This window comes from Vagococcus sp. WN89Y (assembly GCF_052220145.1).
Taxonomy (GTDB): domain Bacteria; phylum Pseudomonadota; class Gammaproteobacteria; order Enterobacterales; family Enterobacteriaceae; genus Kosakonia.
Genome location: NZ_JBQPOM010000015.1, coordinates 48,646 through 74,572, shown reverse-complemented (window position 1 = coordinate 74,572; position 25,927 = coordinate 48,646). Strand labels below are relative to the sequence as shown.

Sequence of the window (25,927 nt, the reverse complement as noted above, 5' to 3'; positions counted from 1 at the left end):
CGGCAAAGAAAAAGGGAGCAAAAGCCCCCTTCTCCTCAACAAATTGCAACGTTATTCAGCTTTCACGCGCTCAATACGGGCACCCAACGCGCTGAGTTTGTCCTCAATGCGTTCATAACCACGGTCGATATGATAGATACGATCAACGACAGTGGTGCCTTCGGCGATACAGCCTGCCAGCACAAGGCTCGCAGAAGCACGCAGATCGGTTGCCATCACCTGCGCACCGGAGAGTTTCTCCACGCCGTGGCAAATCGCGGTGTTGCTTTCGATTTCCGCATGCGCACCCATACGGATCAGTTCCGGAATGTGCATGAAGCGGTTTTCAAAAATGGTTTCGGTGATCACACCGGTCCCTTCGGCCACCAGGTTCAGCAAGGTGAACTGTGCCTGCATATCGGTCGGGAAGCCCGGATGCGGCGCGGTACGCACGTTGACCGCTTTTGGACGCTTGCCGTGCATGTCCAGGCTAATCCAGTCTTCACCGGTTTCAATTTCCGCACCGGCATCACGCAGTTTCGCCAGCACAGCATCCAGCGTATCCGGCTGCGCGTTGCGACAAACGATTTTGCCGCCGGAGATAGCCGCCGCCACCAGGAACGTCCCGGTTTCGATACGATCCGGCAGTACGCGATAAACACCGCCGCCGAGGCGCTCAACACCTTCGATCGTGATGCGATCGGTGCCCATACCGGAGATTTTCGCGCCTAATGTGTTAAGGAAGTTGGCGGTATCAACGATTTCCGGCTCACGGGCCGCGTTTTCGATAATGGTGGTGCCTTCGGCAAGCGTCGCGGCAGACATAATCGTCACCGTCGCGCCCACGCTGACCTTATCCATCACGATATGCGCGCCTTTCAGGCGACCATTGACCGACGCCTTAACGTAGCCCTCTTCCAGTTTGATCTCAGCACCCAGCTGCTCAAGGCCGGTAATATGCAGATCCACCGGACGCGCGCCGATTGCACAGCCGCCCGGCAGCGAGACCTGGCCCTGACCGAAACGCGCCACCAGCGGGCCGAGCGCCCAGATAGACGCACGCATGGTTTTCACCAGCTCGTAAGGGGCGCAAAATACATTGACCTTGCTCGCATCGATCCATACAGAACCATTGCGCTCCACCTTCGTGCCCAGCTGGCTGAGCAGCTTCATGGTGGTATCAATATCTTTGAGTTTCGGAACGTTACGGATCTCCACCGGCTCTTCTGCCAGCAGGGCCGCGAAGAGGATCGGCAGCGCGGCGTTTTTCGCGCCGGAAATTGTCACTTCGCCCTGGAGACGCGTTGGCCCCTGTACACGAAACTTATCCATTCATCTGATCTCTGTTAAGAATTCACACGCGCGGCGGTTTACCCGACGCACTCAAAAACCGTTTAGTTTGCGATCGCGCGCCCACTCCGCAGGCGTATAAGCTTTGATCGACAAGGCATGTATACGGTTGTCCGCGATGTACTCCATCAGCGGGCCGTAAATGGTCTGCTGTTTTTTGACCCGGCTCATGCCGTCAAAAATCTCACCCACAGCAATAACCTGAAAGTGACTGCCATCGCCAGAGACGTGGGCTTCCTGGAGAGAAAGTGCCTGCATCAGCACTGACTGAATTTCATGATTTTCCATGGGCGTAAATATTCATCTAAATAGTGAAAACAGTCCCACATCTTAGAGGAAAGTGGCGCTGTCTTAAACAAGCAAAAAGCCCCATCTTTATCCGGATGGGGCTTTTAATAGTAACGTTTTGAAAAAATTAGCGGGGCAATACATCCTGCGGCAAATTATACAGCGCCGCTAACGTGGCAACATTGTCACTCAGACCCGCGAGAGTGACCTCACGGCCCTGCTTTTTGCCCTGCGCAACCAGATGCACCAGGAGCGCCACACCGGCCGTATCGACGCGGGTGACACCGTTTAAATCGATGCAGGAGACGCCGTCCATCGCTTCTTTACGGGCGTCCCACAGTGGGTTTAGCACATCCTGATCCAGCTCGCCCAGCAGCGCCAGGCGATCGCCTTCACGCGACCAGCTTAACTGCGCGGTCATTATTTTTTCTCATCCAGAGTGATTTTCTGGCGTGAGATCGACTGCAACTGTGCAGTCAGACCATCGATCCCTTTGGTGCGCAGCAGATCGCTCCACTCATTCTGTTTGGTGGTTATCATGCTGACCCCTTCGGCTATCATGTCATACGCCTGCCAGTTGCCGGTCTGCGTGTTTTTACGCCACTGGAAGTCCAGACGAACCGGCGGGCGGCCGTTTGGATCGATAATGGTCACTCGGATGGGCACGATGGTCGCATCGCCCAGCGGTTTTTCTGGCGCTATCTGGTAAGTTTGCCCGTGATACATCGCCAGCGCCTGGCCGTAAGCCTGTTTCAGGTATTCACGGAAGGCCGCGAAATAGGCCTCGCGTTGCGCAGGCGTCGCGTCTTTATAGTAACGGCCCAGCACCAGCGCGCCGGCATATTTTACCTGCACATACGGCAGGAGTTCCTGATCGACCACATCGCGCAGGTAATCAGGGTTAGAGCGAATTTTCGGCTGTTCGTTTTTCAGGCGATCGAACGTTTTCTGTGCCGCTTCTTTCATCGTTGCATAGGGGTTGCTTTGATCGGCAGCCACAGCTGCGCCCAGCGGTGCAACCACCAGCAGAGCGACCATTAACAGACGTTTAAACATGCGTCTTTCTCCTTATTGATTCGACTGGCCTTCAGACGGCGTGCTTTGAGTATTACCCACACCTGACGGTGCCGCATCGTCTGAATTCTTATTATCGCTGCCTTTACTGTTGTAAAGGAATTGTCCGATGAGATCCTCCAGCACCATCGCGGACTTGGTATCCTGAATCGTGCTGCCCTCTTTAAGCATAGATGTTCCCATTTCCGGATCGTCGAAACCCACATTCAGCGCGATGTATTGCTCACCCAGCAGACCTGAGGTGCGGATCGCCAGCGAACTGGTGTCCGGGATCTGGTTGTAACGATCTTCGATATCCAGCGCAACGCGCGGCAGATACGTTTTTGGATCAAGGGTGATATCAGCGACCCGCCCGACAACCACGCCACCGATACGCACCGGCGAGCGCGCTTTCAGGCCGCCAATGTTGTCGAACGTTGCGTAAACACGGTAGGTAGGCTCAGTACGCATTGAGCTGACATCGGCAGCTTTCAGGCAGATAAACAGTGCCGCCAGCAGCGCCAGCACGAGAAATACGCCTACCCAAATTTCACTTTTTTTCGTTTGCATGAACTCAATTCCCAAACATCAATGCGGTGAGCACAAAATCAAGGCCAAGCACGGCCAGCGAGGAGTGCACAACGGTGCGCGTTGTCGCCCGGCTGATCCCGGCAGAGGTCGGGATCGCATCGTAACCGTTAAACAAAGCAATCCAGGTCACGGTGATGGCAAACACCACGCTTTTAATCAGACAATTCATCAGGTCGAGGCGCCAGTCGACCGCGTTTTGCATCGCGCTCCAGAAAAAGCCGCTATCGATACCTTTCCAGTTCACGCCAACCAGCGAACCGCCCCAGATACCCACGGCGACAAAAATTACTGTCAGCAACGGCAGCGAGATAACCCCGGCCCAGAAGCGCGGCGAAATCACCCGGCGAAGCGGGTCAACGGCCATCATTTCGAGGCTGGAGAGCTGCTCAGTCGCGCGCATCAGGCCTATTTCTGCGGTCAGCGCCGACCCGGCGCGCCCGGCGAACAGCAGCGCGGCGACCACCGGCCCCAGTTCACGCAGCAGCGAGAGCGCCACCAGCATACCGAGGCTGGTCTCCGCGCTATAGGTCGTCAGCACCAGGTAGCCTTGCAAACCCAGCACCATACCGATAAACACGCCGGAAACAATCACGATGAGCATCGACAACACGCCAACGTTATAGAGCTGGCGAACCAGCAACGGTGCATGCTTACGGAATTCTGGCTTGCCGACCACCGCGTTAAAAAGCATCAAACCCGCGCGCCCAAACGTGGCGATAGTTTTGATGCCGCGATGCCCCAGCGCTGCCAGTACATTTAACAGCATGAGTGGCTTAACTCCCTGATTCTAATAAATCGAGCTGATAGTCGCCGGCCGGGTAACGAAACGGAACCGGCCCGTCGGCAATACCATCAAGGAACTGACGCACCCGAGGATCGCTATTCTCCTGTAGCCCCTGCGCGCTTCCGTGGGCAACAATTTTTCTGTCCGCCACGATATAGGCGTAATCCGCGATACTGAGTACTTCGGGAACGTCGTGCGACACAACGATACAGGTCACACCGAGCGCGCTGTTCAGTTCAGAAATTAATTTTACCAGCACGCCCATGGTAATCGGATCCTGCCCGACAAAAGGTTCATCGAACATTATCAGATCTGGCTCCAGCGCAATCGCACGCGCCAGCGCCGCGCGCCGCGCCATACCGCCGGACAGCTCTGACGGCATCAGCTTCGCCGCTCCGCGCAGCCCAACGGCTTCGAGTTTCATCATCACCGTACTATGCAAAAGCGGCGCGGGTAAATGTGTATGCTCGCGCAAGGGGTAAGCAACGTTGTCAAACACGTTCATATCGGTAAACAGCGCGCCGGACTGAAACAGCATGCTCATACGCTTACGCACGGTAAACAGACGCGAACGGGTCATGGCCGGCACGTTTTCACCATCAAACAGGATCTCGCCGCTGTCCGGCGGAATTTGCCCGCCTATCAAACGTAAAAGCGTGGTTTTACCGATCCCGGAGGGGCCCATGATCGCCGTGATTTTACCGCGCGGCACCGTCAAAGAAATGTTATCGAAGATTGGGCGGCTACCACGGGAGAAACTGACGCCACGAACTTCGACCAGATTCGCCATCGTCTGGCTCATGTACTCTTCCTCATAAGCTTACTTTATAACAAGCATGTCGCCTGATAACGGCAAGAACCGACCATTTTTACAGAATATTACCTGCGAGAGTTAGCGAAAGCTGGCATTTGTTTTACTTTTGAGCCGCATAAAGTCAAAATTAGGAATCATTACGTTACGCGAGATCCCCGGTTTTTCCGGCATGGCGGCCTGCGGATTATACCTGAAGAAAGGACTTTAGATGCTTTTAGCGACAGCGCTGTTGATTATTGGTTTGCTGCTGGTGGTCTACAGCGCCGATCGGCTGGTGTTTGCAGCATCTATTTTGTGCCGCTCATTGGGCGTTCCGCCGCTGATTATCGGCATGACGGTTGTCAGCATCGGTACCTCGCTGCCGGAGATCATTACCTCTGTCGCCGCATCGTTACATGGCCAGCTGGATCTGGCTATCGGTACCGCTATCGGATCCAACATTACCAATATTCTGTTGATCCTCGGTGTTGCCGCCCTGCTCCATCCTTTTACCGTGCATTCCGATATTTTGCGCCGTGAACTACCGTTAACCTTAGTCGCCAGCTTATTAGCCGGTGTAGTGCTGACTGGAGGGGAACTTACGCGGCTTGATGGCATCATTTTACTGTTATTAGCCGTGCTATGGCTGATGTACATTGTTAAGATTGCGCGCCTGGCCGAGCGCCAGGGCAACGATAGCCTGACCCGTGAGCAGTTGGCTGAGCTACCGCGCGAAGGCAGTCTCTCCGTCGCCTGCCTGTGGCTGGGCGTGGCGCTGATTATTATGCCGATGGCAACGCGTATGGTGGTCGATAACGCTACCGTGGTGGCAAACTATTTTGCTATTAGCGAGTTAACGATTGGCCTGACGGTGATCGCTATCGGCACCGGCCTGCCTGAGCTGGCGACAGCCATCGCCGGCGCACGGAAAGGTGAGGACGATATCGCCATTGGCAATATTATTGGCTCCAACATTTTTAATATCGCTATCGTTCTGGGTTTGCCCGCGCTGATTGCGCCGGGGGCGTTCAACCCGCTGGCGTTTACGCGTGATTATGGCGTGATGCTGGTCGTCGGCGCCATTTTTGCCCTTTTCTGCTGGAAACGTAAGCAGATTAGCAGGGGCGTGGGCGCGCTGTTGTTAAGCGGGTTTATCATCTGGCTGGCGCTGCTGTACTGGCTGTCGCCGCTTTTGTCTGGATAATCGGATACGCATTATGTCGCACATAGATTTACCGCCGGGATTTGACTTTCAGCACGCAGGCCGCGAGGTTCTGGAGATTGAACGCGAAGGCCTCGCTGAACTGGATCAATACATCAACGACGACTTTACCCAGGCATGCGAGAAGATTTTTTACTGCGCCGGGAAAGTGGTGGTGATGGGGATGGGCAAATCTGGCCATATCGGCAGAAAAATGGCCGCCACCTTCGCCAGCACCGGCACCCCCTCTTTCTTTGTGCATCCTGGCGAAGCCGCGCACGGAGATTTAGGCATGGTTAGCCCGCAGGATGTGGTGATTGCGCTGTCTAACTCTGGCGAGTCCAACGAGATCCTTGCGCTGATCCCGGTACTCAAGCGCCTGAATGTTTCGCTTATCTGCATGACCAGCCGCCCGGAAAGCAGCATGGCCCGCGCGGCGGATATTCATCTGTGCGTGAAGGTGCCAAAAGAAGCCTGCCCGCTCGGACTTGCGCCGACCTCCAGCACCACCGCCGCGCTGGTGATGGGCGATGCGCTGGCCGTTGCGCTATTAAAAGCACGCGGCTTTACGGCGGAAGATTTTGCGCTCTCTCATCCGGGCGGCGCGCTGGGCCGTAAACTGCTGCTGCGCGTTAATGACATAATGCACACCGGGGATGAAATCCCGCACGTCAGTAAAGATGCCAGCCTGCGCGATGCGCTACTGGAAATTACGCGTAAAAACCTCGGTATGACGGTTATCTGCGACGATCTGATGAAGATTGAAGGTATCTTTACCGATGGTGACTTGCGCCGGGTGTTCGATATGGGAGGCGATGTGCGAAGCCTTGGTATCGCAGATGTGATGACGCCGGGCGGTATTCGCGTGCGGCCAAACACGCTGGCGGTGGATGCGCTGAACCTGATGCAATCAAAACACATCACCTCCGTTCTGGTTGCTGATGGCGAGCAGTTGCTGGGTGTGTTACATATGCATGATCTGCTGCGCGCAGGCGTAGTGTAAAGAAGGACAAAAGAATGAGTAATACTGGCGCGTCGCTTGCCACCTGTTATGGGCCGGTAAGCGCGCAAGTCATCGCCAGGGCGGAGAAAATCCGCCTGCTGATCCTTGATGTGGATGGCGTGTTATCTGACGGGCTCATTTATATGGGCAACAATGGAGAAGAGCTGAAAGCATTTAACGTCCGTGACGGGTATGGTATCCGCTGCGCGCTCACTTCTGGCATTGACGTCGCCATAATTACCGGGCGAAAAGCTAAACTGGTAGAAGATCGTTGCGAGACGCTGGGTATCACGCATCTCTATCAGGGCCAGTCTGATAAACTGCTGGCGTACCGCGAGCTGCTAAGCAAGCTGGCGCTCACACCGGAGCAAGTGGCATATGTTGGCGATGATCTTATCGACTGGCCGGTAATGGCGGAAATTGGTTTCAGCGTCGCCGTTGCCGATGCGCATCCCCTGCTGCTATCGCGCGTGGATTATATTACACGCATCAATGGTGGCCGTGGCGCGGTGCGCGAAGTCTGTGATTTACTGCTGCTGGCGCAGGGAAAACTGGATGAAGCCAAAGGGCAATCAATATGAGTAAAACCAGACGTTGGGTCATTATTTTGCTGGCGCTGGTCGCACTGGTACTGATTGGCATAAACCTGACCACGCAGGATGAGCCGGAACAGGTCGCCACAGAGAACACTGACCCGACTTACACCAGTAAGCATACCGATACCGTGGTTTACAGCCCGGAAGGCGCGTTAACCTACCGCCTGATAGCACAAAATGTTGAGTACTTTTCCAGCGATGGCATCAGTTGGTTTGCTCAGCCACGGCTGACTACCTTTGATAAAGAAAAGGTACCGACCTGGTCGATTAAGGCGGATAAAGCCAAACTGACCGATGACAGAATGCTTTATCTTTACGGCAACGTTGAGGTTGATGCGCTAACCGCAGACGCTCAGCTTAGAAAAATTACCACGGATAACGCCCGGATCAACCTGGTGACGCAAGATGTTACGTCAGATGATCGGGTCACGTTGTACGGTACAACTTTTAATTCCACCGGCCTGAAAATGCGCGGCAATTTACGCAGCAAAAACGCCGAGCTGATTGAAAAGGTTAGAAGCTCCTATGAAATTCAAAACAAACAAACGCAGCCTTAATCTGATACTCGCAGGTACGCTTTTAGCCGCCGCGCTCCCGTCATTTGCCAAAACGGGTGATACCGAGCAGCCTATCCATATCGACTCCGATCAGCAGTCGCTGGATATGCAAGGTAATGTGGTCACCTTCACCGGGAACGTCGTGGTGACTCAGGGCACCATTAAGATCAATGCCGACAAAGTTGTGGTCACGCGTCCTGGCGGCGAACAGGGCAAAGAGGTTATCGACGGCTATGGCAACCCGGCCACGTTTTATCAAATGCAGGACAACGGCAAGCCGGTAAAAGGCCATGCGTCGAAAATGCATTATGAGCTGGCGAAGGATTTTGTCGAACTGACCGGGAATGCTTATCTTGAACAGCTTGATAGCAATATCAAAGGCGACAAAATCACTTATCTGGTGAAAGAGCAAAAAATGCAGGCGTTCAGTGAAAAAGGCAAACGCGTGACGACGGTACTGGTACCGTCGCAGTTGCAGGACAAGAACAACGCCACCACGGCTCCGGCAGAAAAAAAAGAGTAACTAATTCGTTATGGCAACATTAACTGCAAAGAACCTCGCCAAAGCCTATAAAGGCCGTCGCGTGGTAGAGGACGTTAGTCTGACCGTTAATTCCGGCGAAATCGTCGGGCTGCTTGGCCCGAACGGTGCAGGGAAAACCACCACCTTTTATATGGTGGTAGGTATTGTGCCACGCGATGCCGGTAATATTATTATTGATGATGAGGATATCAGCCTGCTGCCGCTGCACGCCCGCGCGCGACGTGGTATCGGTTATCTGCCGCAGGAAGCCTCTATTTTTCGCCGCCTGAGCGTGTATGACAACCTGATGGCGGTGCTGCAAATTCGTGACGATCTGAGCGCCGAGCAGCGTGAAGATCGCGCCAATGAGCTGATGGAGGAGTTCCATATCGAGCATCTGCGTGACAGCATGGGCCAGGCGCTGTCCGGCGGGGAACGTCGCCGTGTGGAAATTGCCCGCGCGCTGGCGGCAAACCCGAAATTTATTTTGCTCGATGAGCCTTTTGCCGGTGTCGATCCGATCTCGGTTATCGATATCAAACGTATTATTGAGCATTTGCGCGATAGCGGTCTCGGTGTGCTGATTACCGACCACAATGTGCGTGAAACGCTGGCGGTATGTGAGCGCGCGTACATCGTCAGTCAGGGGCATCTGATTGCCCACGGAACCCCGCAGCAAATCCTTGAAGACGAACACGTTAAACGCGTATATCTTGGGGAAGGGTTCAGACTCTGATAGGGTAGGGCTTATAGACGTTCTTGACGGAGAGTGCTGCTCTGAATATGAAGCAAGGTTTGCAACTACGGCTTAGCCAACAGCTAGCCATGACGCCGCAACTGCAACAGGCTATCCGTCTGCTGCAGCTGTCAACGTTAGAACTCCAGCAGGAACTTCAGCAGGCGCTGGAGAGTAATCCGCTGCTGGAACAAACCGATCTTCATGAAGAAATCGACGCAGAGCAAAGCCAGGACAACGAAGGCCTCGATACCGTAGACGCGCTTGAGCAAAAAGAGATGCCGGACGAGCTGCCGCTGGATGCCAGCTGGGATGAGATTTACACCGCAGGCACACCTTCCGGCAGCAGCAATGATTATCTGGACGACGAGCTGCCCATTTATCAGGGCGAAACCACTCAGACGCTGCAGGATTATTTAATGTGGCAAGTGGAGCTGACGCCCTTTACCGATACCGATCGCGCCATTGCGACGTCGATTGTCGATGCGGTAGACGAGACCGGTTATCTTACCGTTTCACTGGAAGAGATTCTGGAAAGCATGGGCAATGAAACCATTGGCCTTGATGAAGTCGAAGCGGTGTTAAAGCGCATCCAACGTTTTGATCCTGTCGGCGTTGCCGCGCGCGATCTTCGCGATTGCCTGCTCGTTCAGCTCTCACAGTTTGCCAAAAACACCCCGTGGTGCGAGGAAGCCCGGCTGATTATCAGCGAGCACCTCGACTTGCTGGCTAACCATGATTTCCGCACGCTGATGCGTGTCACGCGCCTGAAAGAAGACGTGCTAAAAGAAGCGGTAAATCTTATTCAGTCGCTGGACCCTCGTCCGGGTCAGTCGATTCAGACCGGCGAGCCGGAATATGTCATCCCGGATGTGCTGGTGCGTAAGCATAATGGTCGTTGGGTGGTTGAACTCAATTCCGACAGCATTCCCCGCCTGCAAATCAATCAGCAGTACGCCGCCATGTGCAGCGGCACGCGCAACGAAGCCGACAGCCAGTTTATTCGCAGCAATTTGCAGGAAGCGAAATGGCTGATTAAGAGCCTTGAAAGCCGTAACGACACCCTGCTTCGCGTCAGCCGCTGTATCGTAGAACAGCAGCAGGCCTTCTTTGAGCAGGGCGAAGAATTTATGAAACCGATGGTGTTGGCGGATATCGCCCACGCTGTTGATATGCACGAGTCCACTATTTCTCGTGTCACCACCCAGAAGTATCTGCACAGTCCCCGCGGCATTTTCGAACTTAAATATTTTTTCTCAAGCCATGTGAGCACCGAAGGCGGCGGCGAAGCCTCCTCGACGGCTATTCGTGCGCTGGTTAAAAAATTAATCGCCGCAGAAAACCCAGCGAAACCGCTTAGCGACAGTAAGCTGACAACAATGCTTTCCAGTCAAGGGATCATGGTTGCGCGGCGTACCGTGGCTAAGTATCGCGAATCTTTATCCATTCCGCCGTCTAACCAGCGCAAGCAGCTGGTGTGACCCAACCGATAAGGAAGACACTATGCAGCTTAACATCACAGGACAGAACGTTGAGATTACGGATGCTCTGCGCGAATTTGTGAACAATAAATTTGCTAAGCTTGAGCAATATTTCGAGAGGATCAATCAGGTCTATATTGTGCTGAAAGTGGAGAAAGTGACTCACACTTCGGATGCAACACTGCATGTCAATGGAGGCGAGCTTCATGCCAGTGCGGAAGGGCAGGATATGTATGCTGCTATCGACGGTTTAATTGATAAACTGGCGAGGCAACTGACGAAGCATAAAGATAAACTGAAACAACACTAATTGTCCGAGCGTCCGTTTGGCGCGTGGAACCCTGCCGCAACCCGGCAGGGTTCTTGCACTGGCGCCGCTCAGGTGAAATTACTATGAATAACGATTCGGCTCTTCAACTGAGCACTGTTCTTAACCAGGAATGTACTCGTAGCGGCGTGCACTGCCAGAGCAAAAAGCGTGCGCTGGAAATTATCAGCGAACTGGCTGCAAAACAGCTTGGCCTGCCGCCGCAGGTCGTTTTTGAAGCGATACTTACCCGCGAAAAAATGGGCAGCACCGGTATTGGCAATGGTCTTGCCATTCCGCACGGTAAACTCGAAGAAGACACGCTTCGTGCCGTTGGCGTTTTTGTGCAACTCGAAACGCCTATCCCTTTCGACGCTATTGATAATCAGCCTGTCGATCTCCTGTTTGCCCTGCTGGTTCCGGCAGATCAAACCAAAACGCACCTGCATACGCTGTCGCTGGTGGCGAAACGGCTGGCGGACAAAACGATTTGCCGACGCCTGCGCGCCGCGCAAAGCGATGAAGAGTTATATCAAATCATTACGCAGACGGAAGGTGAAAACGACGATGCGTAACGGGAAGTTAGCCTTTTTATCCGTCGACCTGAGGAGAAATGGTTCATGGTCCTGATGATTGTCAGCGGTCGTTCGGGTTCTGGCAAATCAGTTGCGCTGCGCGCCCTGGAGGATATGGGCTTTTATTGCGTCGATAACCTGCCGGTGGTACTGCTGCCGGATCTGGCGCGCTCCCTTGCCGATCGTCAAATATCCGCAGCCGTGAGCATTGATGTGCGCAATATGCCCGAATCGCCTGAGATCTTTGAGCAGGCGATGAATAACCTGCCGGACGTGTTCTCCCCGCAGCTGCTGTTTCTGGATGCGGATCGCAACACCCTGATCCGCCGCTACAGCGATACGCGCCGACTGCATCCGCTCTCCAGCAAAAATCTCTCGCTGGAAAGCGCCATCGATGAAGAGAGCAACCTGCTGGAGCCGCTGCGCTCCCGCGCCGATCTCATTGTTGATACTTCAGAGATGTCAGTGCATGAGCTGGCAGAGATGCTGCGCACACGCCTGCTGGGTAAACGCGAGCGCGAACTGACGATGGTGTTTGAATCCTTTGGCTTTAAGCACGGCATTCCTATCGATGCGGATTACGTTTTTGACGTCCGCTTTTTGCCCAATCCTCACTGGGACCCGAAGCTGCGTCCAATGACCGGCCTTGATAAACCCGTCGCCGCGTTTCTAGACCGGCACACCGAAGTTCACAATTTTATCTACCAGACGCGCAGTTATCTTGAGCTGTGGCTACCGATGCTGGAGACCAATAACCGTAGTTACCTGACCGTTGCTATCGGCTGTACCGGCGGGAAACACCGCTCTGTGTATATCGCAGAACAGCTGGCGGATTACTTCCGCTCGCGGGGTAAAAACGTTCAGTCCCGTCATCGTACGCTGGAAAAACGCAAAACATGACCGTAAAACAGACCGTAGAAGTCACCAACAAGCTGGGCATGCATGCACGCCCGGCAATGAAACTGTTCGAGCTGGTGCAGGGGTTTGATGCGGAAGTGTTGCTGCGTAACGAAGACGGCACCGTCGCGGAAGCCAGCAGCGTGATTGCCTTGCTGATGCTGGATTCCGCAAAAGGGCGGCAGATTGAGATAGAAGCCAGCGGCCCGCAGGAGCAGGAAGCGCTGGATGCGGTGATCGCGCTGTTTATCGCAGGCTTCGACGAAGATTAATAGAGCTTGTTCTCCTGCAAAAACCTCTCGCCGCCTAACTGGCGCATCTGGCGCATGATCCATGCCTGGCGGTTACGTACATAGCCGGAGGGCGATGCCGCTTTAAAACGTATCGGGTTTGGCAGCACCGCAGCCAGCAGCGCGGCTTCCGACATGGAAAGCCGACTGGCGGGCTTATGAAAATAGCGCTGCGCCGCTTCTTCCACGCCAAACACGCCGTCGCCGAACTCGGCAATATTAAGATAAACCGTCAGGATCCGCCGTTTGCTCCATACGGCTTCCATCCCCAGCGTCAGCCCTGCTTCCAGCCCTTTGCGCACCCAGCTTTTGCCATCCCACAGCAGCAGATTTTTCATCGTTTGCTGGGAGATAGTCGATGCGCCGCGAATACGGTTTTCATGCCGCTCGTTATGCGACAATGCTTTCTGGATGGCCGATACATCAAGCCCCCAGTGATCGGGAAAACGCTGATCTTCCGCCGCCACAACGGCCAGCGCCATCCACGGCGAGATCTCATCCATACTGACCCAGTCTGAGTGCGCAACATAGCTGAAATCACCGGAAAACCATGCGCCAAGCTGCCGCTCAATCATAACGGCAGAAAACGGCACCGGTAAGAAGCTAAACAGGACAATACTGCCCCCCCAGAAAACAGCCAAAACCAGCACAATGCGCAGCAAAATACGTTTCAGTACTGTTTTCAGCGGCCCACGGAACATCGTCTTCATTCGGTCAATGCCAGCACGCGCGCGACCAGTTTTTCGATGCCTGTTGCCGCCTGAGCGATATCCTCTGCCAGCATATAAGCTGGCGTGGTCACCACTTTGTTCTCCTCGTCGACCACGATATCGTCTACCGGGCAAGGCACATGCTCAACGCCCATCTCTTCCAGGACTTCGGCGGTATCAACATCCGTACCGATGGTAAGACGCAGCGGAAAATCAAAAATTTTCCCCAGCATTGCCGGTGCAATACACATTAAGCCCAGCGGTTTACCCGCCTGGTGCATATTTTTTACCAGCGCTGAAAAGGTGCTATCGACAGTGCACTCGCTGCCAAGACGCGCAAAGTTGCTGAGGTTTTTCGCAGCACCAAAACCGCCGGGCACAATCAGCGCATCCAGATCGTTTTCTGATGCCTGCGCGAGAGGAAAGATGGCACCACGCGCTATACGGGCCGATTCAATCAGCACGTTTCGGCTCTCTGCCATCACCTCTCCTGTTAGATGATTCACTACATCGCTCTGACTTTTATCTGGCGCGAAGCATATAGCCTGTGCGTTATTGCGCGCGATTGCTAAAAGTGTAATGACTGCTTCATGTATCTCTGCGCCATCGTAAACGCCTGAACCGCTGAGAATAACGCCCACTTTTTTCATTCCGCTCATCCTTTAGTCACCGTTTCGGGGATAATTAAAAATTTTGATAAGAGCGCCATGCTTCACACATTTCACTGATTGATGTAACAAATCATTTAAGATTTGCTATCTTATGTGCGTGCGGTCTGATTTTTTTGACTGCGCCCTTTGCAAAAACAACTAACTATTACGGCGCAGCCACGGTTTCCCTGGTGTTGGCGCAGTATTCGCGCACCCCGGTTTATCCGGGGTCATTTTTTTCCGGCGTTTGCCACCCAGGCTTTCAGTACCGCTACATCGTTCTGCCACTCTTGCTTCATCTCTTCGACCCAGTCCCCCACGTTATCCCACCAGGCAGGGAGATCGGGCGACTGAATTTGTTGCCCCAGCTGTTGCAAGTGGCGTAGCCCGACAGAGCCCGCAGCGCCTTTAATTTTATGCCCTTCCTCAACGATACCTTTCTGATCGCGCGCGGTCAGGTTTGATTCCAGCACCGCCAGGTAGCCCGGCATCATTTTTTCAAACACCTCTACGCCGTCGGTGATGAGTTTCGGGCCAACCAGCTCGATATACTGCTCAAGCATGGCGGTATCCAGCAGTGTTTGCGTTTTGTCATTTCCTGCGGTAGTCACGTGCTCCTCCTCCTCTGTCGCAGCGTCCCAGTATTTTTTAATCATGGCAGTTAATGCCGGGACCGCCAGCGGTTTGCTCAACACATCATCCATACCGGCTTCAAGATATTCCTGTTTATCTTTCAGCACATTGGCCGTCAGCGCCACTAACGGAGGCAGCTCATCGCGCGAGTAGCGGCGGGTCAGTTCCCGTGAAATATCCAGCCCGGTCATGTCCGGCAACTGGATGTCCAGCAGCACCAGGTCGTATTCGCCTGGACTGAACATCTCCAGCGCGGCCTTGCCCGTCATGGCCACGTCCACGCTACTGCCGAGCTTCTCAAGCACGGAGCGCGCGACGATAACATTAAGTTCGATATCCTCCACCAGCAGCACATGCAGCGCCGGTAGCGGCATCGTATCGTCAGCAAAAGCGTCATCGACCTCCTCGGCCACCGCTGGCGCATGTACCGTCAGGGTAAAGACAGACCCCATGCCTGGCTGGCTGCTGACGGTAATATCGCCGCCCATGCTTTTTGCCAGCCGTTTTGACACCGCGAGGCCAATGCCGGTACCAGTTGCTGGTTTTCCGCCGTGGGAATCTTTCACCTGATAATACATGGCGAAGATTTTATCCTGCTCCTCATAGGGAATACCGATACCCGAATCCTGCACTTCAAAGCGCAGCATCTCGCCTTCGCCATAGCTAACCCGCACCACGACCAGCCCGTCGCGGGTAAACTTCACGGCATTGCTAATAAGATTCCAGAGGATTTGCCGCAGGCGTGTGCCATCGGTAATCACCTGATGGGGCAGCGGCAGCGCAGGCTCCAGCACAAAACGCAGCCCTTTCTGCTGTGCCTGCAGACCAGAGAGGTTTTCCAGGTCTGCGAGGAAACTGGTGAAGTCCAGCGGTTGATTATCCAGCTTAACCTTACGCCGCTCCATCTTATCCATGTCGATAATATCATTGAAGATATTCCCCAGCGTCACGGCAGAGACATGGATAGTCTTCAGGTATTTCTCTTGCTCTTGCGTCAGTTCTGTATCGAGCAAAATACGGCTCAGGCCAACGATACCATTGAGCGGCGTACGCAACTCATGGCTGATGGTTGAGATGAAGGTCGTTTTATCACGGCTGGCGCGCTCCAGCGCGTCCTGATAGCGTTTGCGCTCGGTAATGTCGCGCCCGAACCCCATCAACCCGTGGCGTTTACCGACGCGGTCGTAGTAAGGCACTTTACGGATTTCAAAACAGGCTTTGCGCCCGTCGGGATAATCAAGCCACTGTTCATAGGTTAGCGACACATTATGGCGGAAAACTTTTTCATCCGTCTCAATCACTTTTTCTGCCGCCTCAGGCGAATAGACGTCCTGCGGTTTCAGGTGGATCAACTGCTTCTCGCTCTTGCCCGTCAGTAGCTCCATCGCCCGGTTACAGCCGGAAAACTCTTTGTCTTCATTGCGATAGAAAACCAGATCCGGCGACGCGTCGAGGAAAGAGCGCAGGAAAGTGGATTGCTGTTCGAGCTGGATTTGCGTCTGCTCGCGCTCCTGCATCTCTGTTTTGAGTTTTTTAAGCGTCTCTCTGCGCTCCGCCTCGGCTTTTTCGCGGTCACTTATTTCCTGGTTAAGCTGCTCGATATTATTTTTTAGCTGCACATTCAGTTTCAGGTCGCGGTCGCGCATCTCTTCGAGCTTTTCCACCAGGCGCGATAAACGCTGGCGCGACTCTTCCAGTTGCTCAACCACCACCGACAAGAAATAGACCGCCCAGGGGGTAATCAGCAGGCCAAAAAAGATAGAGCGGATAACATCAATACTCTCTACCTGCCCTTGCAGCACCATTGTGACAGCCATTTGCACCACAATAGCCAGAACCACCAGTGCCAACGCCAGCAACATCGAAAAGCGCACCAGACCCAGCTTCATCATCAGGTCGACATAATACTGGGCCAGTAAACGGATTTGCTTCATAGAGATTTCCTCAAACTATTCGGCACAATAATACCCAATTCTGAGCAACAGGTTGTAACTTGTGCGAAAAATGCGGCGTGGGTTCCGGGTTTATTAACGGCCAGTTTAGTCGGGAAGCTGCCAGCTTCGCCCCAGCGCTGACCCCTGCGACCCGTTTTCACGTAGATAGCGGTCCAGTTCAACCATGCCCGTCCAGCGATTTTCACACCACAGCGGCGCCAGTAATGTTGGGCGGCGAGCGCTGGCGCTGACACGGTGAAAAATAATTTCTGGCGGTGTATGGCGGATAATCTCTCCAGCCGCCACCGTATATTCATCAAGGCCGATAGCATTTAGCCTTCCCGCTTCCCAGGCTTTTGCCATGATACTACCGGTCACGATATGCAGCGGGTGCAGTTTGATGCCATCAACGCCCGTTTCGACCACGCGTGAAACGGTCTCCAGGTAGTCAGGAAGCCGCTCTTTGGGTAAACCGACGATAAGGTGCGTGCACACTTTCAGGCCGCGCTCACGCGCCTGCCGTGCCGTTTTTTGATAGCAGGCAAAGTCGTGCCCGCGATTAATACGATGCAGGGTTTTATCATGTGCAGTTTGCAGGCCCAGCTCCAGCCAGACTTCATACCCCTGCTCGTGATATTCACACAGCAGATCCAGTACCGCTTCCGGCACGCAATCAGGGCGCGTCCCGACGCATAACCCGACGATACTGGCCTGGCTGACGGCCTGCCGGTACATATCGCGTAACACCTGCACTTCCGCCCAGGTGCTGGTATAGGCCTGGAAATAGGCGAGGTAGCGTTTGGCGCGATTGACCAGGTTCGCCTGATGCGCGAGCTGCTCGGTAATTGAGCGAAACTGCTGCGCTTCATCGGCAAACGAGGCGACATTGCAGAAGGTGCAGCCGCCACGGCCAATGGTGCCGTCGCGGTTAGGGCAGCTAAAACCGCCGTGTAGCGTGAGTTTATGAACTTTTTGACCATAGCGACGCGCTAAATCGCCGCCAAACATATTGACTAATTTCTGTAACTGCATAATTCTGAAAGGCCGCCCGGAGGAAAGGGCGTAGCCTGCCACTTTTAGCTTTCATTGGCGATGACCTGGATCAATCGCCCGGGAAGGCTATATTCATTGCATAATCAATCACTATAATCGCTATTTCATGCACCGAGCAGCCAATTACTTTTGCTTATATTCAGCGGTTATTTTCTCTAAATAGTGAAATCAGCCAAAAACAGTGGGTTTATGCGCCTTGCGCACGCAAAGCAGCATTATTATCTGCCATTAAATCGTCACTCAGAACAGAACATCAGGAATAGCGCTTTTCGATAGTGAGTCAGATCACACTCTGTGCCTGCCTTGCACCGCATCCGCAGAATCAAAAAATGTTAAATTACATTTTTATTTCAATAAGATAACTTCATTTTCATCCCTAACCTCACCAATAAGCCAGGCATTTGACCTGTGTGCGGATTCCCGATAAGTTGGAAATCCGCTGGAAGCTTTCTGGATGAGCGGTCTGCTCATCATATTTATGCAGTTATTGAGATTCCCTCTTAAGCAAGTCCTCAACACTTGTGAATCGATGCGAAAAGGATATTAAAGAGGGCGACACGCGAGGCTATTGCCCCGTCGCCATGCTCTTTTTACGCCTGTGCGTAACGATCGGGAGGGGCTCGCAGAGCCTGGGGAGGTTCACTGATATGTTGTACGATAAATCCCTTGAGAGGGATAACTGTGGTTTCGGCCTGATCGCCCACATAGAAGGCGAACCTAGCCACAAGGTAGTGCGTACCGCCATTCACGCGCTGGCCAGAATGCAGCACCGAGGCGCTATCCTCGCCGATGGTAAAACCGGCGATGGTTGCGGCCTGCTGCTGCAAAAACCCGACCGTTTCTTTCGTATCGTCGCCGAAGAGCGCGGCTGGCGCTTAGCGAAAAACTATGCCGTTGGTATGCTGTTCCTTAATCAGGATGCAGAGAAAGCCAGCGCGGCACGTCGTGTTGTCGAAGAAGAGCTGCAACAAGAAACCCTGTCGATTGTCGGCTGGCGCGATGTGCCAACCAACGAAGGGGTGCTCGGTGAAATCGCCCTCTCCTCGCTGCCTCGTATTGAGCAAATTTTCGTCAATGCACCGGCGGGCTGGCGTCCGCGCGATATGGAGCGCCGTCTGTTTATCGCCCGCCGCCGTATTGAAAAGCGCCTGCAGGAAGATAAAGAGTTCTACGTCTGTAGCCTTTCAAACCTGGTCAATATCTATAAAGGTCTGTGTATGCCGGCAGATTTGCCGCGTTTCTACCTGGACCTGGCCGATCTGCGCCTGGAATCGGCCATCTGCCTGTTCCACCAGCGTTTTTCGACCAACACCGTGCCGCGCTGGCCGCTGGCTCAGCCGTTTCGCTATCTGGCACATAATGGTGAAATCAATACCATCACCGGTAACCGTCAGTGGGCGCGCGCGCGTACTTATAAATTTAAAACGCCGCTGATCCCGGACTTACAGGACGCTGCGCCGTTTGTTAATGAAACCGGCTCTGACTCCAGCTCGCTGGATAATATGCTTGAGCTGCTGCTGGCGGGCGGGATGGATATTGTGCGCGCCATGCGTTTGCTGGTGCCGCCTGCCTGGCAGAACAACCCGGATATGGACCCGGACCTGCGCAGCTTCTTCGACTTTAACTCCATGCATATGGAGCCGTGGGACGGCCCGGCGGGCATCGTGATGTCTGACGGTCGTTTCGCCGCCTGTAACCTCGACCGTAACGGCCTGCGCCCTGCGCGCTATGTCATTACGAAAGATAAACTTATCACCTGCGCGTCCGAAGTGGGCATCTGGGATTATCAGCCGGACGAAGTGGTGGAAAAAGGCCGCGTCGGCCCCGGCGAGCTGATGGTTATCGACACCCGCGGCGGGCGCATCCTGCACTCTGCTGAAACGGATGACGATCTGAAAAGCCGCCATCCCTATAAAGAGTGGATGGAGAAAAACGTGCGCCGCCTGGTGCCGTTTGAAGACTTGCCGGATGAGGAAGTCGGTATTCGCGAGCTGGATGATGATTTGCTGGCGAGCTACCAGAAACAGTTTAATTACAGCTTTGAAGAGCTGGACTCGGTTATTCGGGTCCTGGGCGAAAACGGTCAGGAAGCGGTCGGCTCTATGGGCGATGACACCCCCTTTGCCGTGCTCTCCAGCCAGCCACGCATTATTTACGACTATTTCCGCCAGCAGTTTGCGCAGGTGACCAACCCGCCAATCGATCCGCTGCGTGAAGCGCATGTGATGTCGCTCTCCACCAGTATTGGCCGCGAAATGAACGTCTTCTGTGAAGCCGAAGGCCAGGCGCATCGTCTGAACTTTAAATCGCCCATCCTGCTCTACTCAGACTTTAAACAGCTGACGACGATGAAAGAGGAGCACTATCGCGCCGATACGCTGGATATCACCTTTGACGTGACCGAAACCACGCTGGAAGCCACCGTCAAAGCGCTGTGCGATAAAGCCGAGCAGATGGTGCGCGACGGTACGGTGCTGCTGGTGCTTTCTGACCGTAACATCGCGAAAAACCGGCTGCCGGTACCGGCACCGATGGCGGTCGGCGCAATCCAGACCCGGCTTGTGGATAAAAGCCTGCGCTGTGATGCCAACATTATTGTTGAAACCGCCAGCGCCCGCGATCCGCATCATTTCGCCGTGCTGCTGGGCTTCGGTGCTACCGCTATCTACCCGTATCTTGCCTATGAAACGCTGGCAAAACTGGTCGACAGCAAAGCTATCGAGAAGAATTACCGCACGGTGATGCTGAACTACCGCAACGGCATCAATAAAGGGCTTTATAAAATAATGTCCAAGATGGGCATTTCGACCATCGCCTCTTACCGCTGCTCAAAACTGTTTGAAGCGGTTGGCCTGCACGACGAAGTGGCAGAGTTCTGCTTCCAGGGCGTGGTGAGTCGTATCGGCGGTGCGGGTTTTGCTGACTTTGAGCAGGATCTGTTAAACCTGTCGAAACGCGCCTGGCTGGCACGCAAACCGCTGTCGCAAGGTGGATTGCTGAAATACGTCCACGGTGGCGAATACCACGCCTACAACCCGGACGTGGTACGCACCCTGCAACAGGCGGTGCAGAGCGGCGAATACCGCGACTATCAGGAATATTCAAAGCTGGTCAACGAACGTCCGGCGGCTACGCTGCGCGACCTGCTGGCGATTAATCCGGGCGGGGAAGCCGTAAGCCTTGAGGATGTGGAACCGGCAACAGAGCTGTTTAAACGTTTTGATACCGCGGCGATGTCGATTGGCGCACTCAGCCCGGAAGCGCACGAAGCGTTAGCTGAAGCGATGAACAGCCTCGGCGGTTTCTCGAACTCAGGCGAAGGCGGGGAAGATCCGGCGCGATACGGTACTCATAAAGTGTCGCGCATTAAACAGGTGGCTTCAGGGCGCTTTGGCGTAACGCCCGCCTACCTGGTCAGCGCGGATGTCATCCAGATAAAAGTTGCTCAGGGCGCGAAGCCCGGTGAAGGCGGCCAGCTGCCGGGCGATAAAGTGACGCCGTATATCGCTAAACTGCGCTACTCGGTGCCCGGCGTGACGCTGATTTCACCGCCGCCGCATCACGATATTTACTCTATCGAAGATCTGGCGCAGCTGATTTTTGACCTCAAGCAGGTCAATCCGAAAGCGATGATCTCCGTCAAACTGGTGTCAGAGCCAGGCGTCGGCACCATTGCAACCGGTGTGGCAAAAGCTTACGCCGACCTTATCACTATCGCAGGTTACGATGGCGGTACCGGCGCCAGCCCGCTGTCGTCGGTGAAATATGCCGGCTGCCCGTGGGAGCTTGGTCTGGTAGAGACGCAACAAGCGCTGGTGGCAAATGGCCTGCGCCATAAGATTCGTCTGCAGGTCGACGGCGGCCTGAAGACGGGTCTCGATATTATCAAAGCGGCGATCCTCGGCGCAGAGAGCTTCGGTTTTGGCACCGGCCCGATGGTGGCGCTGGGATGTAAATACCTGCGTATTTGTCACCTGAATAACTGCGCCACCGGCGTAGCGACTCAGGACGAAAAATTGCGTAAGAATCACTATCACGGCCTGCCCTTCAAAGTGACCAACTACTTTGAATTTATCGCCCGCGAGACGCGCGAGCTGATGGCGCAGCTGGGCGTGAAGCGCCTGGTGGATTTGATTGGCCGCACCGATCTGCTCAAAGAGCTGGATGGTTTTACCGCTAAGCAGCAAAAACTGGATCTGGCGAAACTGCTGGAAACTGCGCAGCCGCATGCGGGCAAAGCGCTCTACTGCACGGAGAAGAACCCGCCATTTGATAACGGCGTGCTCAACGCGCAGCTGTTGCAACAGGCGAAGCCGTTTGTTGATGCGAAACAGAGCAAAACGTTCTGGTTCGATATCCGCAACACTGACCGCTCTGTGGGCGCGTCGCTGTCTGGTTATATCGCCCAGACGAATGGCGATCAGGGCCTGGCGGGCGATCCAATCAAAGCTTATTTCAGCGGTACCGCAGGGCAGAGCTTTGGCGTGTGGAACGCAGGCGGCGTCGAGCTTTACCTGACCGGGGATGCCAACGACTATGTGGGCAAAGGCATGGCTGGCGGCCTGGTAGCAGTGCGCCCGCCTATCGGTTCCGCTTTCCGCAGCCACGAGGCGAGCATCATCGGCAATACCTGCCTGTATGGCGCAACCGGTGGTCGTCTGTATGCCGCAGGCCGCGCTGGCGAACGTTTCGCCGTGCGTAACTCCGGCGCTATCACCGTGGTGGAAGGCATCGGCGATAATGGCTGTGAATATATGACCGGCGGCATTGTTTGCGTGCTGGGCAGAACCGGCGTCAACTTCGGCGCGGGCATGACCGGCGGCTTTGCCTATGTGCTGGATGAGGACGGAGAGTTCCGTAAACGCGTGAACCCGGAGCTGGTGGAAGTGCTGAGCGTTGATGATCTTGCTATTCATGAAGAGCATCTGCGTGGTCTTATCACCGAGCATGTGCAGCATACCGGTTCGCATCGTGGTGAAGAGATCCTCGCAAACTGGCCTGCGTTTGCCGCGAAGTTTGCGCTGGTAAAACCGAAGTCCAGCGATGTGAAAGCCCTGTTAGGTCACCGTAGTCGTAGCGCGGCAGAGTTGCGCGTGCAGGCGCAGTAAGGAATTCAGATGAGTCAGAATGTGTACCAGTTTATCGACTTACAGCGCGTTGATCCGCCAAAGAAACCGCTGAAGCTGCGTAAAATAGAGTTTGTGGAAATTTATGAGCCTTTTTCTGAAGGCCAGGCCAAAGCGCAGGCAGATCGCTGCATCTCCTGCGGCAACCCTTATTGCGAGTGGAAATGCCCGGTTCATAACTACATTCCGAACTGGCTGAAGCTGGCAAACGAAGGGCGTATTTTTGAGGCGGCAGAGCTGTCGCATCAAACCAATACGCTGCCGGAAGTCTGCGGGCGCGTCTGCCCGCAAGATCGCCTGTGCGAAGGTTCCTGTACGCTGAATGACGAATTCGGCGCAGTCACCATCGGTAACATCGAGCGCTATATCAACGATAAAGCCTTTGAAATGGGCTGGCGTCCTGATTTAACCGGCGTGCGTCAGACCGATAAGCGTGTGGCCATTATCGGCGCAGGCCCGGCAGGGCTGGCGTGTGCGGATGTGCTGACCCGCAACGGTGTAAAAGCGGTGGTGTTCGATCGCCACCCGGAAATCGGCGGCCTGCTGACCTTTGGTATTCCTGCTTTCAAGCTGGAAAAAGAAGTGATGACCCGCCGCCGCGAAATTTTCACCGACATGGGTATTGAGTTCAAACTCAATACTGAAGTGGGTCGCGACATTTTGCTCGATGAGCTGCTGAAAGAGTACGACGCGGTTTTCCTCGGCGTCGGGACGTATCAATCCATGCGCGGCGGGCTGGAAAATGAAGACTCGCCGGGCGTGTTTGATGCGCTGCCATTTTTGATAGCCAACACCAAACAGCTTATGGGCTTTTGTGAAACGCCGAACGAGCCGTATGTCAGTATGGAAGGCAAACGCGTGGTGGTGCTGGGCGGCGGCGATACGGCGATGGACTGCGTACGTACCTCCGTGCGCCAGGGTGCGAAGCATGTTATCTGCGCCTATCGTCGTGACGAAGAGAACATGCCAGGTTCCCGGCGCGAAGTGAAAAATGCGCGCGAAGAGGGCGTGGAATTCCAGTTTAACGTGCAGCCGCTGGGTGTTGAGATCAATGCTAACGGCCATGTGTGCGGCGTGAAAATGGCGCGTACTGAAATGGGCGCGCCGGATGAGAAAGGCCGTCGTCGCGCGGAAATCGTCCCCGGTTCAGAGCATGTGGTACCCGCTGATGCGGTCGTGATGGCGTTTGGCTTTCGCCCGCATAGCATGGAGTGGCTGGCGAAACACAGCGTCGAGCTGGATTCTCAGGGCCGTGTTATTGCGCCTGAAGGCAGCGAAAACGCGTTTCAGACCAGTAACCCGAAAATCTTTGCCGGTGGTGATATCGTGCGCGGCTCAGACCTTGTGGTCACGGCCATTGCCGAAGGCCGCAAAGCCGCGGATGGTATTCTGAACTACCTGGAAGTGTAATCCTTCGACAAGCAAAAGGAGACCTGAAGGTCTCCTTTTTTATGTACAAAAAATCAGGGCCGATAGGCCCTGACTGGTACTATTTAACGACTCGCAGCGAAGGACGCCCGCCGCGCGGCGGCGGATCGTCATCAGGATTATTATCCTCACCTTCTGCGTTATCAGGTTTATCACCGTCGATAACCGACATCACTGTCTCGTTTTCCGGCGTTGAAGCATTGCTATCATCATTCAGACTGACAGCCTCTTCATCGTATGCGGCTTCCGGTTCAAACATGGTGCCTGCACCGTTTTCCCGGGCGTAAATCGCCAGCACAGCGGCCAGCGGCACGGCAACCTGACGCGGCACGCCGCCGAAGCGCGCGTTAAAACGCACCTCGTCGTTTGCCAGCTCCAGCCCACCTACCGCACGCGGCGCGATGTTTAACACGATTTGCCCGTCACGCGCATACTCCATCGGCACGCGTACGCCCGGCATCGTCACATCAACAACCAGATGCGGCGTTAGCTGATTATCCAGCAGCCATTCGTAGAAGGCCCGCAGCAAGTACGGGCGGCGTGGAGACAGTTGTGACAAATCCATTAGTTAACCCCGGCCCAGGCGCATTTCGCGCTCGGCTTCTGTCAGAGAAGCGAGGAAAGAGTCACGCTCGAATACGCGCGTCATATACCCTTTCAGCTCTTTGGCACCGGCACCGCTCAGCTCAATACCCAGAACCGGTAAACGCCACAGCAGCGGAGCAAGATAGCAGTCTACCAGGCTGAACTCATCGTTCAGGAAGTACGGTTTTTGGGTAAACAGCGGACCAATAGCCAGCAGTTCTTCGCGCAATTGCTTGCGGGCTGTATCAGCCTGTGCACCGGTGCTGTTCTGGATGATATTCATCAGGGAATACCAGTCCTTTTCAATACGGTGCATATACAAACGACTTTCACCACGCGCAACCGGGTAAACCGGCATCAGCGGCGGATGCGGGAAACGCTCATCAAGATATTCCATGATGATGCGTGATTCCCACAGGGTGAGTTCACGATCTACAAGTGTCGGGACGCTTTGATTCGGGTTGAGGTCAATCAGATCCTGAGGAGGATTATCCTTTTCCACGTGTTCAATTTCGAAGCTGACACCTTTTTCGGCCAGCACGATGCGGACCTGATGGCTATAGATATCAACAGGACCAGAAAACAGCGTCATTACCGAACGTTTGTTGGCAGCGACAGCCATGAAAACCTCCAGGTATATTCAATATTACTACTACCGGACTTCATCGACCGGCCAGATTTTGGGTTAACCACCCGCGCGCACTGTCACTCTCGTTCAAAAAACAAACAAAAAATGAACAATCCCAGCCATTTGGGCAGAAAATTGGATGATAGTTTACCAGATTTTGCAGGCTTTGTGGTGGG

The 25,927-nt window shown here is 54.4% G+C and carries 26 protein-coding genes; 13 read left to right on the top strand and 13 right to left on the bottom strand.

Annotated features, from left to right (window positions below; genetic code table 11):
* Positions 1–51: 51 nt before the first annotated feature.
* The 7 genes from murA to mlaF all read right to left on the bottom strand — a co-directional run bounded on the left by murA (position 52) and on the right by mlaF (position 4,847).
* Entirely contained in the window at positions 52–1,311 is a 1,260-nt protein-coding gene (gene murA, locus ACTU3N_RS05675; protein WP_443085168.1) for a UDP-N-acetylglucosamine 1-carboxyvinyltransferase, read from the bottom strand.
* Between the two features lie 51 nt (positions 1,312–1,362).
* Positions 1,363–1,617 (bottom strand): BolA family iron metabolism protein IbaG, encoded by a 255-nt coding sequence (gene ibaG, locus ACTU3N_RS05670; RefSeq protein ID WP_443085167.1) that lies wholly within the window; start codon positions 1,615–1,617, stop codon positions 1,363–1,365.
* A gap of 127 nt (positions 1,618–1,744) precedes the next feature.
* Positions 1,745–2,038, bottom strand: coding sequence for a lipid asymmetry maintenance protein MlaB (gene mlaB / locus ACTU3N_RS05665; protein WP_443085165.1), 294 nt, complete (start codon positions 2,036–2,038; stop codon positions 1,745–1,747).
* Positions 2,038–2,673 (bottom strand): phospholipid-binding protein MlaC, encoded by a 636-nt coding sequence (mlaC, locus tag ACTU3N_RS05660; RefSeq protein ID WP_443085164.1) that lies wholly within the window; start codon positions 2,671–2,673, stop codon positions 2,038–2,040. The genes mlaB and mlaC overlap by 1 nt, the downstream gene beginning before the upstream one ends.
* Before the next feature lie 12 nt (positions 2,674–2,685).
* The gene (mlaD, locus tag ACTU3N_RS05655; RefSeq protein WP_443085163.1) at positions 2,686–3,240 is read right to left on the bottom strand and encodes an outer membrane lipid asymmetry maintenance protein MlaD; all 555 of its coding nucleotides are present in this window, start codon (positions 3,238–3,240) and stop codon (positions 2,686–2,688) included.
* A 4-nt stretch (positions 3,241–3,244) separates the two neighbouring features.
* Positions 3,245–4,027, bottom strand: a complete 783-nt coding sequence (mlaE, locus tag ACTU3N_RS05650) for a lipid asymmetry maintenance ABC transporter permease subunit MlaE (RefSeq protein ID WP_443085162.1) — start codon at positions 4,025–4,027, stop codon at positions 3,245–3,247.
* Positions 4,028–4,034: 7 nt separating this feature from the next.
* Positions 4,035–4,847: a phospholipid ABC transporter ATP-binding protein MlaF gene (gene mlaF, locus ACTU3N_RS05645; protein ID WP_443085161.1), complete on the bottom strand. Its 813-nt coding sequence runs from the start codon at positions 4,845–4,847 to the stop codon at positions 4,035–4,037.
* Positions 4,848–5,067: 220 nt separating this feature from the next.
* Between mlaF and ACTU3N_RS05640 the strand changes: the two genes are divergently transcribed.
* From ACTU3N_RS05640 to npr, 11 genes are all read left to right on the top strand, one after another.
* On the top strand, positions 5,068–6,042 hold the full coding sequence (locus tag ACTU3N_RS05640; RefSeq protein WP_443085160.1) for a calcium/sodium antiporter: 975 nt from the start codon (positions 5,068–5,070) through the stop codon (positions 6,040–6,042).
* 13 nt (positions 6,043–6,055) lie between these two features.
* On the top strand, positions 6,056–7,042 hold the full coding sequence (gene kdsD / locus ACTU3N_RS05635) for an arabinose-5-phosphate isomerase KdsD (RefSeq protein ID WP_443085159.1): 987 nt from the start codon (positions 6,056–6,058) through the stop codon (positions 7,040–7,042).
* A 14-nt stretch (positions 7,043–7,056) separates the two neighbouring features.
* Positions 7,057–7,623, top strand: a complete 567-nt coding sequence (gene kdsC / locus ACTU3N_RS05630; protein ID WP_443085158.1) for a 3-deoxy-manno-octulosonate-8-phosphatase KdsC — start codon at positions 7,057–7,059, stop codon at positions 7,621–7,623.
* Positions 7,620–8,195, top strand: coding sequence for an LPS export ABC transporter periplasmic protein LptC (lptC, locus tag ACTU3N_RS05625; protein ID WP_443085157.1), 576 nt, complete (start codon positions 7,620–7,622; stop codon positions 8,193–8,195). Before kdsC ends, lptC begins: the two co-directional genes overlap by 4 nt.
* Complete coding sequence (gene lptA / locus ACTU3N_RS05620; protein WP_443085156.1) at positions 8,164–8,718, top strand: lipopolysaccharide ABC transporter substrate-binding protein LptA; 555 nt, start codon at positions 8,164–8,166, stop codon at positions 8,716–8,718. The genes lptC and lptA overlap by 32 nt, the downstream gene beginning before the upstream one ends.
* A gap of 10 nt (positions 8,719–8,728) precedes the next feature.
* Complete coding sequence (gene lptB / locus ACTU3N_RS05615; protein WP_443085155.1) at positions 8,729–9,454, top strand: LPS export ABC transporter ATP-binding protein; 726 nt, start codon at positions 8,729–8,731, stop codon at positions 9,452–9,454.
* A 47-nt stretch (positions 9,455–9,501) separates the two neighbouring features.
* Positions 9,502–10,935 (top strand): RNA polymerase factor sigma-54, encoded by a 1,434-nt coding sequence (gene rpoN, locus ACTU3N_RS05610; protein WP_443085154.1) that lies wholly within the window; start codon positions 9,502–9,504, stop codon positions 10,933–10,935.
* Positions 10,936–10,957: 22 nt separating this feature from the next.
* Positions 10,958–11,245, top strand: coding sequence for a ribosome hibernation promoting factor (hpf, locus tag ACTU3N_RS05605; RefSeq protein WP_443085153.1), 288 nt, complete (start codon positions 10,958–10,960; stop codon positions 11,243–11,245).
* Positions 11,246–11,328: 83 nt separating this feature from the next.
* Positions 11,329–11,817 (top strand): PTS IIA-like nitrogen regulatory protein PtsN, encoded by a 489-nt coding sequence (ptsN, locus tag ACTU3N_RS05600; protein ID WP_443085152.1) that lies wholly within the window; start codon positions 11,329–11,331, stop codon positions 11,815–11,817.
* A 45-nt stretch (positions 11,818–11,862) separates the two neighbouring features.
* The gene (gene rapZ / locus ACTU3N_RS05595; RefSeq protein ID WP_443085151.1) at positions 11,863–12,717 is read left to right on the top strand and encodes an RNase adapter RapZ; all 855 of its coding nucleotides are present in this window, start codon (positions 11,863–11,865) and stop codon (positions 12,715–12,717) included.
* Positions 12,714–12,986 carry a PTS phosphocarrier protein NPr gene (gene npr, locus ACTU3N_RS05590; RefSeq protein WP_443085150.1) on the top strand — a complete coding sequence of 91 codons (273 nt, stop codon included), beginning with the start codon at positions 12,714–12,716 and terminating at the stop codon, positions 12,984–12,986. Before rapZ ends, npr begins: the two co-directional genes overlap by 4 nt.
* Here npr and mtgA read toward each other — a convergent pair.
* The 4 genes from mtgA to ACTU3N_RS05570 form a co-directional block, all read right to left on the bottom strand.
* Positions 12,983–13,714 carry a monofunctional biosynthetic peptidoglycan transglycosylase gene (mtgA, locus tag ACTU3N_RS05585; RefSeq protein ID WP_443085149.1) on the bottom strand — a complete coding sequence of 244 codons (732 nt, stop codon included), beginning with the start codon at positions 13,712–13,714 and terminating at the stop codon, positions 12,983–12,985. The genes npr and mtgA overlap by 4 nt on opposite strands.
* Positions 13,711–14,364 (bottom strand): isoprenoid biosynthesis glyoxalase ElbB, encoded by a 654-nt coding sequence (gene elbB / locus ACTU3N_RS05580; RefSeq protein WP_443085148.1) that lies wholly within the window; start codon positions 14,362–14,364, stop codon positions 13,711–13,713. Before elbB ends, mtgA begins: the two co-directional genes overlap by 4 nt.
* A 230-nt stretch (positions 14,365–14,594) precedes the next feature.
* A complete protein-coding gene (gene arcB / locus ACTU3N_RS05575) occupies positions 14,595–16,931 on the bottom strand; it encodes an aerobic respiration two-component sensor histidine kinase ArcB (RefSeq protein ID WP_443085147.1) in 2,337 nt (778 codons plus the stop codon).
* A 105-nt stretch (positions 16,932–17,036) separates the two neighbouring features.
* On the bottom strand, positions 17,037–17,963 hold the full coding sequence (locus ACTU3N_RS05570; protein ID WP_443085146.1) for a TIGR01212 family radical SAM protein: 927 nt from the start codon (positions 17,961–17,963) through the stop codon (positions 17,037–17,039).
* A gap of 668 nt (positions 17,964–18,631) precedes the next feature.
* Here ACTU3N_RS05570 and gltB point away from each other — a divergent pair.
* A complete protein-coding gene (gltB, locus tag ACTU3N_RS05565) occupies positions 18,632–23,092 on the top strand; it encodes a glutamate synthase large subunit (protein WP_443085145.1) in 4,461 nt (1,486 codons plus the stop codon).
* 9 nt (positions 23,093–23,101) lie between these two features.
* Positions 23,102–24,520 carry a glutamate synthase small subunit gene (locus tag ACTU3N_RS05560; RefSeq protein WP_443085144.1) on the top strand — a complete coding sequence of 473 codons (1,419 nt, stop codon included), beginning with the start codon at positions 23,102–23,104 and terminating at the stop codon, positions 24,518–24,520.
* Between the two features lie 79 nt (positions 24,521–24,599).
* On the opposite strand, the gene sspB is transcribed toward ACTU3N_RS05560, so the two are convergent.
* Positions 24,600–25,103, bottom strand: a complete 504-nt coding sequence (gene sspB, locus ACTU3N_RS05555) for a ClpXP protease specificity-enhancing factor (protein WP_443085143.1) — start codon at positions 25,101–25,103, stop codon at positions 24,600–24,602.
* A gap of 3 nt (positions 25,104–25,106) precedes the next feature.
* Positions 25,107–25,745 carry a stringent starvation protein SspA gene (gene sspA, locus ACTU3N_RS05550; protein ID WP_443085142.1) on the bottom strand — a complete coding sequence of 213 codons (639 nt, stop codon included), beginning with the start codon at positions 25,743–25,745 and terminating at the stop codon, positions 25,107–25,109.
* Between the last annotated feature and the right edge of the window lie 182 nt (positions 25,746–25,927).

Excerpts from the sequence above, each read along its gene's own strand:
- mlaB (WP_443085165.1), bottom strand. The coding sequence starts at position 2,038 with ATGACCGCGCAGTTAAGCTGGTCGCGTGAAGGCGATCGCCTGGCGCTG.
- sspA (WP_443085142.1), bottom strand. The coding sequence starts at position 25,745 with ATGGCTGTCGCTGCCAACAAACGTTCGGTAATGACGCTGTTTTCTGGT.
- ptsN (WP_443085152.1), top strand. The coding sequence starts at position 11,329 with ATGAATAACGATTCGGCTCTTCAACTGAGCACTGTTCTTAACCAGGAA.
- mtgA (WP_443085149.1), bottom strand. The coding sequence starts at position 13,714 with ATGAAGACGATGTTCCGTGGGCCGCTGAAAACAGTACTGAAACGTATT.
- lptB (WP_443085155.1), top strand. The coding sequence starts at position 8,729 with ATGGCAACATTAACTGCAAAGAACCTCGCCAAAGCCTATAAAGGCCGT.
- mlaF (WP_443085161.1), bottom strand. The coding sequence starts at position 4,847 with ATGAGCCAGACGATGGCGAATCTGGTCGAAGTTCGTGGCGTCAGTTTC.
- rapZ (WP_443085151.1), top strand. The coding sequence starts at position 11,863 with ATGGTCCTGATGATTGTCAGCGGTCGTTCGGGTTCTGGCAAATCAGTT.
- ACTU3N_RS05560 (WP_443085144.1), top strand. The coding sequence starts at position 23,102 with ATGAGTCAGAATGTGTACCAGTTTATCGACTTACAGCGCGTTGATCCG.
- gltB (WP_443085145.1), top strand. The coding sequence starts at position 18,632 with ATGTTGTACGATAAATCCCTTGAGAGGGATAACTGTGGTTTCGGCCTG.
- mlaE (WP_443085162.1), bottom strand. The coding sequence starts at position 4,027 with ATGCTGTTAAATGTACTGGCAGCGCTGGGGCATCGCGGCATCAAAACT.
- mlaC (WP_443085164.1), bottom strand. The coding sequence starts at position 2,673 with ATGTTTAAACGTCTGTTAATGGTCGCTCTGCTGGTGGTTGCACCGCTG.
- sspB (WP_443085143.1), bottom strand. The coding sequence starts at position 25,103 with ATGGATTTGTCACAACTGTCTCCACGCCGCCCGTACTTGCTGCGGGCC.
- arcB (WP_443085147.1), bottom strand. The coding sequence starts at position 16,931 with ATGAAGCAAATCCGTTTACTGGCCCAGTATTATGTCGACCTGATGATG.
- ibaG (WP_443085167.1), bottom strand. The coding sequence starts at position 1,617 with ATGGAAAATCATGAAATTCAGTCAGTGCTGATGCAGGCACTTTCTCTC.
- lptC (WP_443085157.1), top strand. The coding sequence starts at position 7,620 with ATGAGTAAAACCAGACGTTGGGTCATTATTTTGCTGGCGCTGGTCGCA.
- hpf (WP_443085153.1), top strand. The coding sequence starts at position 10,958 with ATGCAGCTTAACATCACAGGACAGAACGTTGAGATTACGGATGCTCTG.
- murA (WP_443085168.1), bottom strand. The coding sequence starts at position 1,311 with ATGGATAAGTTTCGTGTACAGGGGCCAACGCGTCTCCAGGGCGAAGTG.
- npr (WP_443085150.1), top strand. The coding sequence starts at position 12,714 with ATGACCGTAAAACAGACCGTAGAAGTCACCAACAAGCTGGGCATGCAT.
- lptA (WP_443085156.1), top strand. The coding sequence starts at position 8,164 with ATGAAATTCAAAACAAACAAACGCAGCCTTAATCTGATACTCGCAGGT.
- ACTU3N_RS05640 (WP_443085160.1), top strand. The coding sequence starts at position 5,068 with ATGCTTTTAGCGACAGCGCTGTTGATTATTGGTTTGCTGCTGGTGGTC.
- rpoN (WP_443085154.1), top strand. The coding sequence starts at position 9,502 with ATGAAGCAAGGTTTGCAACTACGGCTTAGCCAACAGCTAGCCATGACG.
- mlaD (WP_443085163.1), bottom strand. The coding sequence starts at position 3,240 with ATGCAAACGAAAAAAAGTGAAATTTGGGTAGGCGTATTTCTCGTGCTG.
- kdsD (WP_443085159.1), top strand. The coding sequence starts at position 6,056 with ATGTCGCACATAGATTTACCGCCGGGATTTGACTTTCAGCACGCAGGC.
- elbB (WP_443085148.1), bottom strand. The coding sequence starts at position 14,364 with ATGAAAAAAGTGGGCGTTATTCTCAGCGGTTCAGGCGTTTACGATGGC.
- kdsC (WP_443085158.1), top strand. The coding sequence starts at position 7,057 with ATGAGTAATACTGGCGCGTCGCTTGCCACCTGTTATGGGCCGGTAAGC.
- ACTU3N_RS05570 (WP_443085146.1), bottom strand. The coding sequence starts at position 17,963 with ATGCAGTTACAGAAATTAGTCAATATGTTTGGCGGCGATTTAGCGCGT.